Source organism: Flavobacterium nitrogenifigens (genome assembly GCF_003254565.1).
In the GTDB taxonomy this organism is placed as follows: domain Bacteria; phylum Bacteroidota; class Bacteroidia; order Flavobacteriales; family Flavobacteriaceae; genus Flavobacterium; species Flavobacterium nitrogenifigens.
This window is the reverse complement of record NZ_QJRI01000182.1, coordinates 20,993-38,355: the sequence shown is the minus strand read 5'-3', so window position 1 is coordinate 38,355 and position 17,363 is coordinate 20,993. Positions and strand designations below refer to the sequence as shown.

General features: G+C 33.2%; 19 protein-coding genes. 14 read left to right on the top strand and 5 right to left on the bottom strand.

Features of this window, described 5'->3' with window-relative positions:
• Window positions 1-4: 4 nt before the first annotated feature.
• A complete protein-coding gene (locus DM397_RS21760) occupies window positions 5-664 on the top strand; it encodes a SanA/YdcF family protein (protein ID WP_111379699.1) in 660 nt (219 codons plus the stop codon).
• Between the two features lie 102 nt (window positions 665-766).
• Here the strand turns inward: DM397_RS21760 and DM397_RS21755 are convergent, their stop codons facing one another.
• Window positions 767-2,029: a cation:proton antiporter gene (locus DM397_RS21755; protein WP_111379697.1), complete on the bottom strand. Its 1,263-nt coding sequence runs from the start codon at window positions 2,027-2,029 to the stop codon at window positions 767-769.
• A gap of 138 nt (window positions 2,030-2,167) precedes the next feature.
• Here DM397_RS21755 and DM397_RS21750 point away from each other — a divergent pair, with 138 nt between their 5' ends.
• From DM397_RS21750 to DM397_RS21720, 7 genes are all read left to right on the top strand, one after another.
• Window positions 2,168-2,671 (top strand): GbsR/MarR family transcriptional regulator, encoded by a 504-nt coding sequence (locus DM397_RS21750; RefSeq protein WP_026727910.1) that lies wholly within the window; start codon window positions 2,168-2,170, stop codon window positions 2,669-2,671.
• 55 nt (window positions 2,672-2,726) lie between these two features.
• Window positions 2,727-3,008, top strand: a complete 282-nt coding sequence (locus DM397_RS21745; protein WP_111379696.1) for a hypothetical protein — start codon at window positions 2,727-2,729, stop codon at window positions 3,006-3,008.
• Window positions 3,005-3,358 (top strand): hypothetical protein, encoded by a 354-nt coding sequence (locus DM397_RS21740; RefSeq protein ID WP_111379694.1) that lies wholly within the window; start codon window positions 3,005-3,007, stop codon window positions 3,356-3,358. The genes DM397_RS21745 and DM397_RS21740 overlap by 4 nt, the downstream gene beginning before the upstream one ends.
• A 12-nt stretch (window positions 3,359-3,370) precedes the next feature.
• On the top strand, window positions 3,371-3,757 hold the full coding sequence (locus DM397_RS21735) for a hypothetical protein (protein WP_111379693.1): 387 nt from the start codon (window positions 3,371-3,373) through the stop codon (window positions 3,755-3,757).
• Between the two features lie 56 nt (window positions 3,758-3,813).
• Window positions 3,814-4,722, top strand: coding sequence for a TIGR01777 family oxidoreductase (locus DM397_RS21730; RefSeq protein ID WP_111379691.1), 909 nt, complete (start codon window positions 3,814-3,816; stop codon window positions 4,720-4,722).
• A 142-nt stretch (window positions 4,723-4,864) separates the two neighbouring features.
• Complete coding sequence (locus DM397_RS21725; RefSeq protein WP_111380283.1) at window positions 4,865-5,335, top strand: SRPBCC family protein; 471 nt, start codon at window positions 4,865-4,867, stop codon at window positions 5,333-5,335.
• Window positions 5,336-5,490: 155 nt separating this feature from the next.
• A complete protein-coding gene (locus DM397_RS21720) occupies window positions 5,491-5,925 on the top strand; it encodes a DUF1090 domain-containing protein (RefSeq protein ID WP_111379690.1) in 435 nt (144 codons plus the stop codon).
• 47 nt (window positions 5,926-5,972) lie between these two features.
• On the opposite strand, the gene DM397_RS21715 is transcribed toward DM397_RS21720, so the two are convergent.
• Complete coding sequence (locus DM397_RS21715; RefSeq protein ID WP_111379688.1) at window positions 5,973-6,785, bottom strand: UbiA prenyltransferase family protein; 813 nt, start codon at window positions 6,783-6,785, stop codon at window positions 5,973-5,975.
• A gap of 196 nt (window positions 6,786-6,981) precedes the next feature.
• Here DM397_RS21715 and gcvP point away from each other — a divergent pair, with 196 nt between their 5' ends.
• From gcvP to DM397_RS21685, 6 genes are all read left to right on the top strand, one after another.
• Window positions 6,982-9,831, top strand: coding sequence for an aminomethyl-transferring glycine dehydrogenase (gene gcvP, locus DM397_RS21710; protein WP_111379687.1), 2,850 nt, complete (start codon window positions 6,982-6,984; stop codon window positions 9,829-9,831).
• A gap of 450 nt (window positions 9,832-10,281) precedes the next feature.
• Complete coding sequence (locus tag DM397_RS21705) at window positions 10,282-11,340, top strand: 3-oxoacyl-ACP synthase III family protein (protein ID WP_111379685.1); 1,059 nt, start codon at window positions 10,282-10,284, stop codon at window positions 11,338-11,340.
• 302 nt (window positions 11,341-11,642) lie between these two features.
• The gene (locus DM397_RS21700; RefSeq protein WP_111379684.1) at window positions 11,643-12,167 is read left to right on the top strand and encodes a methyltransferase; all 525 of its coding nucleotides are present in this window, start codon (window positions 11,643-11,645) and stop codon (window positions 12,165-12,167) included.
• Window positions 12,168-12,294: 127 nt separating this feature from the next.
• Window positions 12,295-13,143 (top strand): glycosyltransferase, encoded by an 849-nt coding sequence (locus DM397_RS21695; RefSeq protein WP_111380281.1) that lies wholly within the window; start codon window positions 12,295-12,297, stop codon window positions 13,141-13,143.
• Window positions 13,144-13,222: 79 nt separating this feature from the next.
• Window positions 13,223-13,969: an MlaE family ABC transporter permease gene (locus tag DM397_RS21690; RefSeq protein WP_012022541.1), complete on the top strand. Its 747-nt coding sequence runs from the start codon at window positions 13,223-13,225 to the stop codon at window positions 13,967-13,969.
• Window positions 13,969-14,733, top strand: a complete 765-nt coding sequence (locus tag DM397_RS21685; protein WP_111364526.1) for an ABC transporter ATP-binding protein — start codon at window positions 13,969-13,971, stop codon at window positions 14,731-14,733. The genes DM397_RS21690 and DM397_RS21685 overlap by 1 nt, the downstream gene beginning before the upstream one ends.
• A 131-nt stretch (window positions 14,734-14,864) precedes the next feature.
• Here DM397_RS21685 and DM397_RS21680 read toward each other — a convergent pair whose 3' ends face one another.
• From DM397_RS21680 to DM397_RS21670, 3 genes are all read right to left on the bottom strand, one after another.
• Window positions 14,865-15,479, bottom strand: a complete 615-nt coding sequence (locus DM397_RS21680; protein WP_111379682.1) for a SprT-like domain-containing protein — start codon at window positions 15,477-15,479, stop codon at window positions 14,865-14,867.
• A 96-nt stretch (window positions 15,480-15,575) separates the two neighbouring features.
• The gene (locus DM397_RS21675) at window positions 15,576-16,253 is read right to left on the bottom strand and encodes an SDR family NAD(P)-dependent oxidoreductase (protein WP_111379681.1); all 678 of its coding nucleotides are present in this window, start codon (window positions 16,251-16,253) and stop codon (window positions 15,576-15,578) included.
• Between the two features lie 35 nt (window positions 16,254-16,288).
• Window positions 16,289-17,266, bottom strand: coding sequence for a M20/M25/M40 family metallo-hydrolase (locus DM397_RS21670; RefSeq protein WP_111379679.1), 978 nt, complete (start codon window positions 17,264-17,266; stop codon window positions 16,289-16,291).
• Between the last annotated feature and the right edge of the window lie 97 nt (window positions 17,267-17,363).

Below are 17,363 nucleotides of genomic sequence, written 5' to 3'. Positions count from 1 at the left end.
AGCCGTGAAAAAATATTTTAAAATAGCACTTTATCTTGCAATTATCGGATTGATTGCCATTGTTTCGGTAAATTACTACGTCAAATCTTCGACCAAAAAGTACATTTATTATTCAATAAAGAAGTTTCCTAAAAATGATGTCGGAATTATTTTTGGTGCAGGCATTAATGGAAATCAGCCAAGCAAATATTTAAAGGATCGTCTAGATGCAGGAATTATGCTTTGGAAGGCAAAACGAATTAATAAAATTTTACTTTCGGGTGATAATGGTCGCGATGAATATGACGAATTAACGGTTATGAAAAACTACTGTTATAATCATGGTGTTGACACTACAAAGATTTTTATCGATTATGCAGGTTTCGACACTTACTCAACAATGTATCGTGCAAAACATATTTTTAAGATTAAAAAAGCAACTTTAATTTCGCAGGAATATCATTTAAATCGTGCTATTTATATCGGACAAAAACTTGGCATTAAATCTTCTGGATATTCCGCTAATAAAGGAGAATATCTTGGATATAATTATGTTCGCTTTAGAGAATATGGTTCGATTTTCAAATCTTTTTTTGATGTTTTGAGAAATCGCGAACCACGCTTTTTAGGTGGAGAAATTAATATTAATGGAGAATCGAATTATTCTAAAGACGATAAACGATAAAAAAACAAAACCCTGCTAGTTCTTTGCAGGGTTTTTCAGTTATAAATTTTAATGACAAAGAGCAAAAATCTTGTTTCTTTGCTCTTGTATCTTTCGAAATCTTTACTCTTTCTCCAAAACTCTATTAGCTAATTTCCCAACTGTCAATCCTTGAACCACAATAGAAAATAAAACTACAATATAAGTTACTTCCAAAAGCAGGTTTTTATATTCTCCCTCTGGCATAGAAAGCACTAATGCAATAGAAACTCCTCCGCGAATTCCTCCCCAAACCAAAACCATCAAAGAACCTTTGTTGTAGGCCGATTTGATTCCGAAGAACTTGAATATATCAAAGAATTTCCATGGCAAAACTATTGATGTTAATCTTGAAAAAAGCACTATAAAAATGGCAACAACCCCTGTCAATAACTGTTTGTCTAAATTTGGAAGTAACAACAATTCAAAACCTATAAAAAGGAACAGAACAGCATTCAAAATCTCATCGATAAGCTCCCAAAACTTGCCAAGGTAATCTTTAGTTACTTCACTCATCGCAACTTTTTTACCATAATTTCCAATAATCAATCCCGAAACCACCATTGCAAGCGGACTAGAAACATGCAACGCTTGAGCAACTAAAAACCCTCCTGTCACGATAGAAAGGGTAATTAAAACCGAAACCTTATAATCATCGATTTTCTTCATGACCTTAGACGCTGTAAATCCGAAAACTGCACCTAATAAAAGTCCGCCGATTCCTTCTTTGATAAATAACCAACTAATTGAACCAAAAGTAGCATCAAATGTTGGATCAGTCGCCATTTTAAGGACAACCGCAAACATTACAACCGCAACTCCGTCATTAAATAATGATTCACCAACAATCTTGGTTTCGATTCTTTTAGGAACCTTAGCTTCTTTTAAAACCCCCAAAACTACAATTGGATCTGTTGGAGAAATTAATGTTCCGAAAACCAAGCAAAAAATATACGGAATAGTTATACCTAAAAGTGGCGCGATATAATATAGCAGAACAGAAATAATTAAGGCTGATAAAACGACACTCACTGTCGAATAAATCATGATTGGAACCTTTTGTTCCTTAAGGTCAAACATATTTACGTGAAGAGCTCCTGCGAATAAAAGGAAATTCAACATCGCTCCCATTAGGATTTCGTTGAAGTCGAATTCTTTTATCAGATCAAAAAAATGCTTTGTCGTTGCAGGAAAATAAGAATCTCCCAAAAGACGAATTCCTACTGAAACCAACATAGCAATAATCATAATTCCGATGGTTCCAGGAAGTTTTAAAAATCTTAAATTCAAATAGGCGAAGAAAGATGCCAATACAATCAGCACCGAAAATGTGTAGTATAATTCCATAAAAAGTGATTTTTACAAAAATAGCTGTACAATTATTTAATCGAAAATTTCAAGCGCCGAATTAACACAACTTTATAATTTGTTAAATATGTTTCAATTATTTTTGAAAGTTTAAAAACTTTTACTTACATTTGATCCATGGAATTCAAAGAAGCAAAAAATAAGTTTGTACAAACCTGGGGAGCATTAGGTTCTCAATGGGGAATTAATAAAACGATGGCACAGATCCACGCTTTATTAATGGTTTCGAACGAGCCTGTTTCTATGGAAGACATTATGGAAGAATTGCAGATTTCTCGCGGAAACGCCAGCATGAACCTACGAGCATTAATGGATTGGGGAATTGTTTATAAAGAATTTAAAGCTGGAGAAAGAAAAGAGTTTTTCACAGCTGAAAAAGATTTAGACGAATTGGCAGTTAAAATTTCCAGAGAAAGAAGCAAAAGAGAAATTAAACCTACTCTTAAAATCTTAAAAGAAGTTTCGACAATCGAAGCTAAAGATTCTGCAGAAGAAAAACACTTTGTGGATCAGACAACTAAATTGTATGATTTCGTTTTAAAAGCTGATAATATGCTGGACAAAATGACTGAATTCAACGAAAACTGGCTAGGGAAATTGGTTATCAAAATGATGAAATAAAAAAATTTAATTCAAACTTTCATTTTTTTCTGAAAGTTTAAAAACAACAGTAATTATGAAAACAACTTTTAAAATAGTGGAAATTATCAATATTTGTGCATTAACATTTTTACTGGCAGGAGCTTACGGAATAGCAATTACAGGAGCACTACAAGTTTTAGCTGCTTTTCTATTTCTTATTTTATTTCCGAAAAACAAATTCATATACATTTATTTCTCATTGGTAATTTTTTTCTTTTTGATTTGGGACGGAGAATTTACTTGGCTTTTCTTATTACCAATTTCCTTAATATTCTTTCTAACGTTTATTATCTATAATCAAAAAAAGAAATTATGAACCTTAACATTATCGGATATTTAGTCTATTTAGGAATTACAACTTTCATCATTCTGCAAGTTGGAAAAATCTGCTACAAAAACGGAAATATTTATGTTGCAGATCTAATTCCGCATCACGCTGGCATCTGCCAAAAAATTAATCAGGTTTTGCTTTTGGCCTATTATCTTTTAAACATTGGCTATTGTGCGATGACTTTAATTTCTTGGCGAAAAATCATTTCTTCCACTCAATTGATCGAAACAATTTGTATAAAAACAGCTATCATCGTTTTTATTATTTCCATTCTGCATTACCTCAACATTTTGATTATAACCAAATACGTTCAAAAATTAATTCACAACAACTAACACTCAAATATCATGGAAACTACAAAAATCTTAATCGGTTACGGAATTTATTTACCAGTTGCTTTACTTCTAACTTACTATGTTTCTAAAACTCTTTTCAAAAACGGAAAAATATTTATGCTTGACATTTTTAAAGGGCGCGAAGAAATCGCTGAAGCAACCAACAAACTTTTTGAAACTGGATTCTATCTTTTAAATATTGGTTTTGCCTTAATGATTCTAGAACTACAATTAAGTCAAGACAGTTATCAGGAATTAATTGAGAGATTAAGCTACAAAATTGGCGGATTTTCTATTTATCTTGGTATAATGCTATTCTTAAATTTATATTTCTTTTTTAGAGGAAAAAGAAAAGCTAAAGAAGCTCAGCAAGAAGAGAGATTAGTTTTTAAAGCTTAATTTTTAACGAAACTCGACAGGTTTTAAAAAACCTGTTGAGTTTAATACTTAAGAAAATGAAAAAACTCATAATTGCCGCTGGAACTGGATTTTTAGGACAAGTTTTAGTGAATCATTTCAAAAATAAATTTGAAGAAATTGTAATTCTAACTCGTGGAAAATCTCAAACAATTGACGAAATAAAATATGTAAACTGGAATGCCAGAACTTTTACTGGCTGGGAAAAGGAATTAGAAAACGCAACAGCTTTAATTAATCTCGCAGGAAAATCTGTTGATTGTCGTTATACCAAAAAGAACAAAAAAGAAATTCTCTGGTCTAGAATTGACAGTACAAAAATTCTAAATAAAGCAGTTTTAAATTGCCAAAACCCACCGAAACATTGGCTGAATTCATCAACGGCAACTATTTATCGTTTTTCACTTGACGAACAAATGGATGAAGTTGATGGCGAAATTGGAAATGACTTTTCTATAAACGTGGCACTTTCTTGGGAAAAGGCATTTTTTAAAACTGAAACACCAAAGACTTTAAAAACGGCTTTGCGAACTTCTATTGTTTTAGGAAAAAATGGCGGTGCATTTATTCCGTTAAAGACTTTGGCAAAAATGGGTTTCGGAGGAAAACAAGGAAAAGGGAATCAATTTGTAAGCTGGATTCATGAAGAGGATTTTGCGAATGCAGTTAATTTTATTATTGAAAAAGAAATTACTGGCGTTATCAATGTAGTTTCTCCAGAACCGATTCGAAATGTTGATTTTATGCAGAAACTAAGAAAAGTGGTTGGTTTTCCATTTGGAATTCCGATGAATAAATTCTTTTTGGAAATTGGTTCTTTTTTTATTCGTACAGAAACAGAATTGGTTTTGAAAAGCAGAAACGTAGTTCCAAAACGACTTTTAGAAAATGGGTTTCGATTTAAGTTTGGGAATATTGATGAGGCTTTTAAAGATTTATTGCGCTAAAACCACACGCATTTTGTCATCCTGAGGAACGAGGGATCACACTAGGAGATCGACAAAGAATTGTCAATATACTTTGCGGAATCTCTAGTGTGATCCCTCGTTCCTCGGGATGACAAACATAACACAGAAAACAACCAAAATCATGACAACAATAAACCTCACAACCAAAATAAAAGCACCAAAACAAATCGTTTTCGACGTTTCAAGAAATATTGATATTCATCAACAATCTGCGAGCGCAACAAAAGAAAAAGCAATTGACGGTGTTATGTCAGGTTTAATAAACTTGGGAGAAACCGTAACTTGGCGAGGAAAGCATTTTGGATTTTATCTCACTCACAAAAGCCGAATTACTGCAATGAATCTTTATGATTATTTTGTGGATGAAATGGAAAAAGGCAAATTCAAATCCTTCAAACACGAACATTTTTTTGAAGAAGAAAATGGAATTACGATTATGAAAGACAAATTACAATATGAAACTCCATTTGGCCTTTTGGGAAGACTGTTTGATTATCTTTTTTTAAAAAGACATCTCATTAAGTTTCTAAGTGAAAGAAACGACGTTTTAAAAGTCGTTTTCCAAAAACCAAACGAGAAAATAATCTATTAAAAAATAACAACAAAAAATTCACCAATCATCCCTCCCTCCCACACTTCTAAACCAAAACAAAAAGTGGCATGCTTTATGATATCGATATGTAAGATTAAACTTTCTTTTAAAAAGAGCTTAATCTTTAATATAGTACGATTTTCTGACAAACAAACATGAAATCAGAAAATCATAATTTAAAAATAAAATTTATGATGTTTAAAGCTAATTTTTTGTCGGTGGCATTATTTGCTGTTTCTATTGGTGCATTTGCACAAAATAACTGTAGAGATTTGAGAGGTTGCGAAAGAAAACTATGCGAGCTTAACACCAAATTAACGTATGCAAAAAAGTACAACAATCAAAATCAAATTAGAGGTCTCAAAAATGCTATAGAGAAAACCAAAACATACTGTACCACAAACTCTGCAAATTGTGATCTCGATAAAAAAGTTAAAGACAAGCGAGAAAAAGTGGAAGATAGGACAGAAGAATTAAATAAAGCTATCAGAAAGCAAGAAAGTGCCGAAAAAATAGCCAAGAAAAGAAGAAAATTAGCTGAAGCTAATGCTGAATTGAATGAGGCTATTCTTGCTCAAAAAGAAAAATAAAGTATTTAATTGTAAAAACCGGTACAGATGTATCGGTTTTTTTTTATTTACAAAAATACTACCATAAGCCACCAAAAAATTGGAACACTTTCTACCCAAAACGAAGTGTAATATTTGGAACGATTTGGATTGGCAAAGGCAATAAACAACATCAGCATGACGACCATAATCAAATTTATTACGGCATCATGATAATTGAAAGTTGTGATAAAAACTTCTAAAAACCAAAACGGAACCAATAATAGAAATCCTAAAAGCTTAGTCTTCTTCACTCCTATTGTCTGCGGAACGGTTTGTAAGTGTGGATCATCATTGGCTAAATCTAAAATTTCGAAAACCAGAATCAGCACAAAAACCAATATAAATCGCTGAATGCATTTGATAAAGAAATCTGTGGTAAACGGAATTTCAGCATTTATTAATGGTAAAACTAAAGTTGCTCCAACCCAACAAAGTGCGACAATATAAATTTTTACACCTGCCCAGTTTCTGGCATTTTTTCTATTTGGAAAAAAGGGTAAAGTATAAAGCGCCGTTATGGCAAAAATTCCGACCGAGACTATTTGTGTAATTCGCTTTAAATGGAAAAAATAATACCCAACCAAAATCAGCGAAATAAAACTCAAAACGGCGATAATTTTTAGCTGAATTCCAATTGGATTTTTCTTAACGCGAACTAAAGCATCATATTTTACAAAATTATATCCTACAATTGTGCCAAAAAAAACAAAAAGCGCCATCGGCTCATCATATTGAATATGAAACACATGAAACGTGATTCGCACAAGAGCGTAACACGATAAAGCCACATGAATACTGCTATTTAGATAAAAATCTAAGATGCGTTTTGATACTATCATACCTCAAATCTAATCATTTATTAACAAACCAAGTCTTTGATTATAAATTTGATAAAAAATGAAGTTAAAAATACCTATTAAATTATTAATAATACTTAATTTTGCGCCACAAAAAAACAACACATTTACTTTTAAATGTGATTCGTACCGTAAAATGGTGTACGAACACATTAATTAAAAAAACTTAGATAGCTACATGAAAACAGATGCTTTTGCTTTAAGACACATTGGTCCAAGAGAAACTGATCTTCAGCATATGCTGAAAACTATTGGAGTTGACTCTATCGAGCGACTTATTTACGAAACCCTTCCAGACGACATTCGTTTAAAAGCACCTTTGAATTTAGATCCTGCGATGACTGAATATGAATTCGCAAATCACATTCAGGAATTAGGAAAGAAAAATAAAGTATTCAAATCTTACATTGGTTTGGGTTATCACCCAACTATCGTTCCTGCTCCAATTCAAAGAAATATTTTCGAAAACCCAGGATGGTACACAGCTTACACACCTTATCAGGCAGAAATTGCTCAAGGTCGTCTAGAAGCTATTTTAAATTTCCAAACTACGGTTATCGAATTAACAGGAATGGAAATCGCAAATGCATCGTTACTTGATGAAGGTACAGCTGCTGCAGAAGCGATGGCTTTATTATTTGACGTTCGTACGAGAGATCAAAAGAAAAACAATACACATAAATTCTTCGTTTCTGAAGAAATTTTACCACAAACTTTATCTGTACTTCAAACACGTTCAACTCCAATCGGAATTGAATTAGTTGTTGGAAACCACGAAACTTTTGATTTTTCAAATGAATTCTTCGGTGCTATTTTACAGTACCCAGGAAAATTTGGTCAAGTAAACGATTATAGTGCTTTTGTTGCTAAAGCAAAAGAAAACGAAATTAAAGTTGCCTTTGCTGCTGATATTTTATCATTAGCAACTTTAACTTCTCCAGGAGAAATGGGAGCTGCAGTTGTTGTTGGAACAACTCAACGTTTTGGCGTACCAATGGGTTACGGTGGTCCTCACGCGGCTTACTTTGCAACTAAAGATGAGTATAAACGTTCTATGCCGGGTCGTATCATTGGAGTTTCTGTTGATACAAATGGAAACCGTGCTTTACGTATGGCTTTAGGAACTCGTGAACAACACATCAAACGTGAAAAAGCAACTTCAAACATTTGTACTGCTCAGGTTTTATTAGCAGTAATGGCTGGAATGTACGCTGTTTACCACGGACCAGAAGGTTTGAAATATATTGCAAACAAAGTTCACGCATCTGCAGTTACTACTGCTGAGGCTTTAAATAAATTAGGAGTTTACCAAACTAACACAGCTTACTTTGATACTATTTTAGTAAAAGCAGATGCTCAAAAAGTAAAAGCTGTTGCGGAGAAAAACGAAGTAAACTTCTTCTACCCTGATGCTGAATCAATTTCTATTTCGTTTAACGAAACAACTTCTGTTGCTGACATTAACCAAATCATTGCGATTTTTGCTGAAGCTTTAGGAAAAGAAACTTTCACAGTTTCTGAATTAACTGAAACTAGCCAATTACCAGCTTCATTAGAAAGAACTTCTTCTTTCTTAACGCATGATGTTTTCAACAATCATCATTCAGAAAGCCAGTTAATGCGTTACATCAAAAAATTAGAGCGTAAAGATTTATCGTTGAATCACTCGATGATTTCATTAGGTTCTTGTACGATGAAATTAAACGCAGCTTCTGAAATGTTGCCTCTTTCAATGCCAAACTGGAACAGCATTCACCCGTTTGCACCAGTTGAGCAAGCTGAAGGTTACATCACAATGCTTAAAAAATTAGAGCAGCAATTAAATGTAATCACTGGATTTGCTGGAACAACTTTACAGCCAAACTCAGGAGCTCAAGGAGAATACGCTGGATTAATGGCAATTCGTGCTTACCACATGTCAAGAAACGAAGGTCACCGTAATGTTTGTTTAATTCCTTCATCAGCTCACGGAACAAATCCTGCTTCTGCTGCTATGGCTGGAATGAAAATCATTGTTACTAAAACAACTCCAGAAGGAAATATCGACGTAGAAGATTTAAGAGCAAAAGCTATTGAACACAAAGATGACTTATCTTGTTTAATGGTTACATACCCTTCTACTCACGGAGTTTATGAGTCTTCAATTATCGAAATCACAAAATTAATCCACGAAAACGGCGGATTAGTATATATGGATGGTGCAAACATGAACGCGCAAGTTGGATTAACAAATCCTGCTACAATTGGCGCTGACGTTTGTCACTTGAACTTACACAAAACATTTGCTATTCCTCACGGTGGTGGTGGACCTGGAGTTGGACCAATTTGTGTGAACGAAAAATTAGTTCCGTTCTTGCCAACAAACCCAATCTTAAAAGTTGGTGGTGAACAAGCAATTACTGCTATTTCATCTGCGCCTTACGGATCTGCTTTAGTTTGTTTAATTTCTTACGGCTACATCACTATGATGGGTGCTGAAGGATTAAAAAGCGCTACAGAACATGCAATCTTAAATGCGAACTACATGAAAGCACGCTTCGAAGGACACTATCCAATTCTTTATACAGGAGAATGCGGAAGAGCAGCTCACGAAATGATTTTAGATTGCCGTTCATTTAAAGAAAACGGAATCGAAGTGGGTGATATCGCAAAACGTTTAATGGATTACGGTTTCCACGCTCCTACAGTTTCTTTCCCAGTAGCAGGAACTTTAATGATCGAACCTACAGAATCTGAAGATTTAGCTGAGTTAGATCGTTTCTGTGATGCTCTTATCTCAATCAGAAAAGAGATTGAAGCGGCAACTGCTGATGATACCAACAATGTATTAAAAAATGCACCTCATACATTGGCAATGTTAACTTCTGATGCTTGGGATTTCCCTTATTCTAGAGAAAAAGCAGCTTACCCATTAGATTACATCGCTGACAATAAATTCTGGCCATCTGTTCGTCGTGTAGATGATGCTTATGGTGACAGAAATTTAGTTTGTAGCTGTGCTCCAATTGAAGCTTACATGGAAAGCTAAAAATTAGTTTTCTTATAAATATTCAAACCCGACAGATTTTCAAAATTTGTCGGGTTTATTTTTTTGTTTCAAGTTTCGGGTTTCGAGTTTCGAGTTTCAGGTTTCAGGTTTCAGGTTCTAACATAACTTGAAACCTGAAACCTGAAACTTGAAACTTTTATTAAACAAAAACACCAAAGAAGAAATCTGATTTAAAGAAACATAACTTTCTGCTAATCTTTTGTGAAATTATTGTCACTAAATTAAAATAAAAGCAAAAAAACTTTATCTTCAAAATCGTCTTCAATCGTTTGAAATATAGGAAATGTTAAAAAATCATTAGAAGAAAAACAATATATCAAGCTAAAAATAGTTATTTCACAATTATATGCATGCATACTATTTTTTATGATTGTTATCATAATATTATTTATACATTAGCGCTAAATTTATCGGATAATAAAGGGAAAAATGAAAATAAAAATTATTGGCATTGGGAGCTATATTCCTAATCTAGAAGTAAAAAACACAGATTTTGATAAACATGTTTTTTTAAATGAGGATGGTACTCCTTTTGGTTATCCGAATGAAGTTGTAATTAAAAAATTCAAAGGCATTACCGGAATTGAAAACCGCCGTTATGCCGAACCACAATATAATGCCTCTGATTTAGCTTTCTTTGCTGCTGAAAAAGCTATTGCAAATGCTGCTATTGATGCAGAAACTTTAGACTATATTATCATTGCCCATAATTTTGGAGATGTAAAACCTGGAACTACCCAATCAGATATTTTACCGAGTTTAGCAACACGTGTGAAAAACAAACTAGGCATCAAAAATCCTAAGTGTGTGGCTTATGATATTATTTTTGGATGTCCAGGATGGATTGAAGGTGTTTTGCAAGCAAATGCTTTCATCAAATCTGGAATGGCAAAAAGAGTAATGGTTATCGGTGCCGAAACACTATCAAGAGTTGTTGATGATCACGATCGCGATTCGATGATTTATTCCGATGGTGCAGGTGCTTCAATCTTAGAAGCTTCAACGGATGAAACGGGATTATTAGCTTATGAAAGCGCTACTTATGCAACTGATGAAGCCAATTACCTTTTCTTCGGAAAATCATACAATAAAGATTTAGATCCAGATACGAAATACATTAAAATGTACGGACGTAAAATCTACGAATTTGCTTTAAGCAATGTTCCTTGCGCGATGAAAAGCTGTTTAGATAAAAGCGGCATCGGAATTGATGAAGTGAAAAAAATTCTTATTCATCAGGCAAATGAAAAAATGGACGAAGCAATTATCGAACGTTTCTACAAATTATACGACAAAACAGCGCCAAAAGATATTATGCCAATGAGCATTCACGATTTAGGAAATAGCAGCGTTGCAACTGTACCAACTTTATATGATTTAATTCTTCAGAAAAAAGTTGAAGGCCACGAAATCAATAAAGGCGACGTTCTTATTTTTGCTTCAGTCGGAGCCGGAATGAACATTAATGCCTTTGTTTATCGATATTAAATAAAGCTTTACAAGCTTAAGCGAAATAATCTCGCAAAGACGCGAAGTCGCAAAGTTTTTTTGCCATATAAGTAATACTAAGATATATTAAGTTTTCTCTTAATTGAACTTCTATTACTTATATGGTTTATTTTTTTATCAAAACTTTGCGACTTCGCTCCCGATAGCTATCGGGATTGCGAGAAATTCATTTTAAAACTTAGCGCCTCAACTGAATACTAAAAACTAAACACTGATTACTTTTTTAGTATATTTGCGACCAAATTAACAATTCATGAACGAGAGATTCGTTCGCAATGACTATGTACGAAAAAACGTTTCCGAATAAAAGATTCAGACTTACTTTAGAATTTTTAAAAAAACACGTTAACACATCAGAAACCATTTTTGATTTTGGTGTTCCAAATCCGTTCTCCAAAATAATGGAAGAAAACGGTTATACTGTAAAAAATACAAAAGGAGAAGATTTAGATAACGACCAAACGGCTTTACAAACAGAAGAATATACTGTTTTTACAGCATTTGAAATTTTCGAACATTTACTAAATCCGTACACTATTCTACAAAATGTAAAATGTGATAAATTGTTAATTTCAATTCCGTTACGTTTATGGTTTTCACCAGCATATCGTTCTAAAACAGATATGTGGGACAGACATTACCACGAATTTGAAGACTGGCAATTGGATTGGCTTTTAGAAAAAACAGGATGGAAAATAACAGATCGTCTTCAATTTACACATCCAGTAAAAAAACTTGGAATCAGACCATTATTACGATATTTCACTCCGAGATATTATATCGTGGTAGCGGAAAGAATAAAATAAAAATTCCAATATATAAATTCCAAATTCCAATTTTAACCTTAACGGTAAGATTGGAATTTGGAATTTTAGAAAATTGGGATTAATTCCCAAAATTTGGAAATTGGAATTTAAAAAATTGGAATTTAATATGAAGTACTACATCGTCATACCCGCACACAATGAAGAGAATTTAATTGGCCTAACCTTAGAATCTTTGGTTTCGCAAACTATTTTACCTTCAAAGATTGTGGTTGTAAATGATAATTCGACAGATAAAACTGAAGAAGTTGTTTTGGAATTCGCAAAAGAAAATCCATACATTTCTGTTGTAAACAAAACTTCAGATGCCATTCATTTGCCAGGAAGTAAAGTAATTCAGGCTTTTCAGAAAGGTTTTGAAACTTTAGATTCTGATTATGATATTATTGTTAAAATAGACGGCGATTTAATTTTTCCTCCAAACTATTTCGAAACTATAATCAGACATTTCGAATCTGATCCAAAAATCGGAATGGTCGGCGGATTCTGCTATATTGATAAAAACGGCGAATGGGTTTTAGAAAACCTAACCGATAAAGATCATATCCGCGGTGCTTTGAAAGCGTATCGCAAAGAAACGTTTCAGCAAATTGGAGGTTTAAAACCCGCAATGGGCTGGGACACAGTTGATGAATTACTTTGTAAATATTACGATTGGAAAATAGTTACTGACCAATCTTTGCATGTAAAACATCTAAAACCAACTGGCGCAAACTATAACAAAACAGCTCGTTACAAACAAGGCGAAGCTTTTTATACTTTAGGTTATGGTTTTTGGATTACTGCTATTGCTTCTGCAAAACTGGCAATGATGAAGAAAAAACCATTTCTATTTTTAGATTATATTAAAGGATTTATGAAAGCGAAAAGCGCCAAAACTCCTTTATTAGTAACTCCCGAACAAGCTAAGTTTATTAGAAATTATCGTTTAAAAAAAATGAAAGAAAAGTTAATTTGAGTACCAAAACACTCGAAAAAACTGAACTCATAACTCATAACTCATAACTTCTTTTTACCTTAGCCAATATTTAAAACTTATGATGCTAATTCGTTATTTATCCCAAATAGGAAAATATTTTTTAATGCTGAAAGAAATTTTCAATAAACAGACTAAATGGCCTGTTATGAAAAATTTAATTTTCAAAGAAATTGATGATTTGATTATTGATTCCCTTGGAATTGTCTGCTTTATATCTTTTTTTATTGGAGGAGTTGTTGCCATTCAAACAGCTTTAAACTTAACTAATCCATTAATCCCAAAATATCTAATTGGTTTTGCAACACGTCAATCTGTAGTTTTGGAGTTTGCCCCTACTTTTATTTCGGTTATTATGGCTGGAAAAATGGGATCTTACATCACTTCAAGTATCGGAACTATGCGTGTTACAGAACAAATTGATGCTCTTGAAGTTATGGGAGTTAACTCAGTAAATTATCTTGTTTTCCCAAAAATCATAGCACTATTAATGTATCCTTTCGTAATCGGAATTAGTATGTTTTTAGGAATTTTTGGAGGATGGCTTGCTTGTGCTTACGGAGGATTTTCGACAGGTGCAGATTTTATTATGGGAGCTCAAAAAGATTTCATACCATTTCATATTACATATGCCTTTATCAAAACTTTAATCTTTGCTATGTTATTGGCAACGATCCCGTCTTTTCATGGTTATTATATGAAAGGTGGCGCATTAGAAGTTGGTAAGGCAAGTACAACGTCATTTGTATGGACATCTGTTACTATCATCCTTTTAAATTATATATTAACTCAATTATTACTAGGATAATGATAGAAGTAAAAAATATAGAAAAATCATTTGGCGACAGCAAGGTTTTAAAAGGCGTTTCGACGGTCTTTGAAACTGGAAAAACCAACTTGATTATCGGACAAAGTGGATCTGGAAAAACAGTTTTATTAAAGACATTGTTAGGAATTCACACCCCAGACTCAGGAACAATTGAATTTGACGGAAGAGTTTATTCTGATTTAGATAAAGACGAAAAACGTGACTTGAGAACTGAAATCGGAATGGTATTTCAAGGAAGTGCTTTATTTGACTCTATGACTGTAGAAGAAAATGTGGCTTTCCCGTTAAAAATGTTTACTAACAATAGCAAAGCACAAATCAAAGAACGTGTAGATTTTGTTTTAGAAAGAGTAAATCTGGTTGACGCACATAAAAAATTACCTTCTGAAATTTCTGGAGGTATGCAGAAACGTGTGGCAATTGCTCGTGCTATTGTAAACAATCCGAAATATTTGTTTTGTGATGAACCAAACTCAGGTTTAGATCCGAACACTTCGATTTTGATTGATAACTTGATTCAGGAAATTACAAAAGAATACAATATCACAACCGTAATCAACACACACGATATGAACTCTGTAATGGAAATCGGTGAAAATATTGTTTTCTTAAAGAAAGGATTAAAAGCTTGGCAGGGAACTAAAGAAGAAATCTTTAGAACCGATAATGAAGCAATCGTTAAATTCGTCTATTCTTCAAATTTATTTAAGAAAGTCCGTGAAGCTTATTTGAAAGGGCTTTAGATTTTTAAATTTCAAAATATTAAAAATTCCAAAAACAAGAATCCTCAAAATACAAATCCCAAATTCCAACGTTAACTAAATTGGAATTTGGGATTTTTTTATTGACTTTTCCAGTAATTGGAATTTGGAATCTAGATATTGGAATTTTTCAGCGTTACCAATTCCACTTCCGCATTTGGATTAAAAAGGTACGTTTTTCCAGAGCTGATTTCTAAACACTCAAAACGTTTTGTTCTAACGGCTATTTTTTTAAAGACTTTGCCATTCTTAATTCTAAAAATACTTCCGTAAGGAATTTCGAAAACGTAATTTTTATCATTTTCTTTATCATATTGCTTTAAAGCCAAAGACAAAGTCGTATCTGTATCACTACTTGCAGATGGATTCTTGAAATGTCTTGCCAATAGAGGCAAAATATGCCCAGGAAATATTTCTGGCCGAATAAACGGAACCATCAAACGCTGAAAAGTATATTTCCATTCATTTCCGTGCGGTTTTATATTTCGCCCAAACTTCTCAAAAGCAACCAAATGTGCAATTTCATGAATTAATGTGATTAAAAACCTATACTTATTCAAACTTGCATTAACCGTAATTTCGTGCTTTCCACTTGGTCCGCGTCTATAATCTCCATGACGGGTCTGGCGTTCGTTTACGATTTTCAAATGAACCTGATTGGCCACTATCAAATCAAAAACGGGTTTTACCGCATGTTCTGGAATATATTTAGCTAAAGTTTCGCTCAATTTAATTATGAATTATGAGTTTTGAGTTATGATTTTTTCGATTGGTTAAAAGAACAAAAGGCTTCGACTTCGCTCAGCCTGACATTTTATAATTAATTAAGGATTCGTTGAAGAAACTTCCAGAACCTTCCCGTTAAAATACTTATTTCCGTTAAGTGTAAAATCATAAATATAAGTTGCCATTCCCTCTGCCGAAATTGGAGCTTGATAACCTGGGAAAGCTTCGTTTAGCATTTCAGTCTGAACAGATCCTAAAGCCAGAACATTAAATGAAATACCCTTCTCTTTGTATTCCTCTGCTAATAGTTCGCTTAAAGTAATAACAGCGCCTTTACTAGAACTGTAAGCTGCCAATCCGGCAAACTTCAAACTTCCGCGAACCCCGCCAATAGAACTAATCGTAACAACATGGCTTCCTTTTTCTAAATACGGAATACAGATGCGAGTCAAATTTGCTACTGCAAAAACATTCACTTTATAAATATTCTCAAAATCTGCTTGAGTAGTTTCTGCAAAAGGTTTTAGAAGCAAAGCACCTGCATTATGAACCACAGCATCTACTCTTTTCCATGTTGAGGAAAGGAAATTTTCGACTTGGCCTAAAGCCGTTTCATCTGCCAAATCAACAGATAGGCAAGTTATGTTTTTATGTTCTAAAAGTGCTTGCGGTATTTTTCTGGAAATGGCCAAAACCTGATGACCTGCTTCAGCAAATTTCAAGGCCAATTCATAACCAATTCCTCTGCTTGTTCCTGTAACGATAATATTTTTCATGTCGCAAAAATAATCAAATGCTGTAAAACAGCCTCTTATTTATTCATGGTTATTTCTTGCGTAGGCGAAACCGCAATTTTTGTCACGGCTGGCAATAATTCCTGAGTGAATGCAGTAATATGAGGAATATCCATTACTTTAAATTCATCTGAAACATGGTGATAAAAATCAAAATTTTCAAAATCAAAAGTACTTATAGACTGGCATGGTTTTTTGAAAACTTCGTAAAACGAATAATTATCAGAACGATAGAACAATTGATATTCTGCTTCTTTTGGCAAAAATCCGATAGTCTTTTCCCCTGTATATTCGTTTATTTTTTGCGCCATGTTCGATTTATCAAAACCAGTAATATAGGCTAGATAATCTCTTTTCATTGGCACACCAATCATTTCAATATTTAATTGGGTATAAAGATTGAAGTTTTGCTTTTTTAATTTCTCCACTAAACTTTTAGACCCTAATAAACCTTTTTCTTCACCAGCAAAAAATACTATTAAAATACTTCTCTTATTTGATTTTGTTTCGCTAAAATATTTTGCCATCGCCGCAACAGAAGTTACTCCTGAAGCATCATCATTCGCACCATTATTTATTTTATCGGCTTGCTCTTTTTTCTCCAAACCAATATGATCATAATGTGCACTCAATACTACAAACTCTTTTTTTAATTGAGGATCAGTTCCTTCAATAACTCCAACAATATTAAAAGCTGGAGCCTCAAAATTGGTCAAAGTATCACGATAGGTTTTAAAATACGGTTTAATTTTATTTTTCTTTAAAAAATCCTCCAAGAAAACAGCCGCTTTTTCAATTCCTTTAGTTCCTGTTTCACGCCCTTCCATTTCATCAGAAGAAAGATATTTCAGAAAATCTGAGATTTCAGCTTCTTTTACTTTATAGCTGATTTCTATTGGCTTCGAATCTGTTTTTACTTCATTCTCTTTTTTTGTTGAAGTTCCTGATTTGCACGCTAAAAAAATAAGGGGAAGCAGAAAGTATAGCTTTTTCATAATGTTTGGTTTGATTTAATATTAAGTAAGAAACAAAAATTTACTTTAAGGCATAAACTTATGAAAAGTAATACAATATTCATAAAAAAACCCTTTC

Bases quoted from the DNA above. Each gene is read 5' to 3' on its own strand.
- DM397_RS21755 (WP_111379697.1), bottom strand. From the start codon at position 2,029: ATGGAATTATACTACACATTTTCGGTGCTGATTGTATTGGCATCTTTC.
- DM397_RS21750 (WP_026727910.1), top strand. From the start codon at position 2,168: ATGGAATTCAAAGAAGCAAAAAATAAGTTTGTACAAACCTGGGGAGCA.
- DM397_RS21745 (WP_111379696.1), top strand. From the start codon at position 2,727: ATGAAAACAACTTTTAAAATAGTGGAAATTATCAATATTTGTGCATTA.
- DM397_RS21740 (WP_111379694.1), top strand. From the start codon at position 3,005: ATGAACCTTAACATTATCGGATATTTAGTCTATTTAGGAATTACAACT.
- DM397_RS21735 (WP_111379693.1), top strand. From the start codon at position 3,371: ATGGAAACTACAAAAATCTTAATCGGTTACGGAATTTATTTACCAGTT.
- DM397_RS21730 (WP_111379691.1), top strand. From the start codon at position 3,814: ATGAAAAAACTCATAATTGCCGCTGGAACTGGATTTTTAGGACAAGTT.
- DM397_RS21725 (WP_111380283.1), top strand. From the start codon at position 4,865: ATGACAACAATAAACCTCACAACCAAAATAAAAGCACCAAAACAAATC.
- DM397_RS21720 (WP_111379690.1), top strand. From the start codon at position 5,491: ATGAAATCAGAAAATCATAATTTAAAAATAAAATTTATGATGTTTAAA.
- DM397_RS21715 (WP_111379688.1), bottom strand. From the start codon at position 6,785: ATGATAGTATCAAAACGCATCTTAGATTTTTATCTAAATAGCAGTATT.
- gcvP (WP_111379687.1), top strand. From the start codon at position 6,982: ATGAAAACAGATGCTTTTGCTTTAAGACACATTGGTCCAAGAGAAACT.
- DM397_RS21705 (WP_111379685.1), top strand. From the start codon at position 10,282: ATGAAAATAAAAATTATTGGCATTGGGAGCTATATTCCTAATCTAGAA.
- DM397_RS21700 (WP_111379684.1), top strand. From the start codon at position 11,643: ATGTACGAAAAAACGTTTCCGAATAAAAGATTCAGACTTACTTTAGAA.
- DM397_RS21695 (WP_111380281.1), top strand. From the start codon at position 12,295: ATGAAGTACTACATCGTCATACCCGCACACAATGAAGAGAATTTAATT.
- DM397_RS21690 (WP_012022541.1), top strand. From the start codon at position 13,223: ATGATGCTAATTCGTTATTTATCCCAAATAGGAAAATATTTTTTAATG.
- DM397_RS21685 (WP_111364526.1), top strand. From the start codon at position 13,969: ATGATAGAAGTAAAAAATATAGAAAAATCATTTGGCGACAGCAAGGTT.
- DM397_RS21675 (WP_111379681.1), bottom strand. From the start codon at position 16,253: ATGAAAAATATTATCGTTACAGGAACAAGCAGAGGAATTGGTTATGAA.
- DM397_RS21670 (WP_111379679.1), bottom strand. From the start codon at position 17,266: ATGAAAAAGCTATACTTTCTGCTTCCCCTTATTTTTTTAGCGTGCAAA.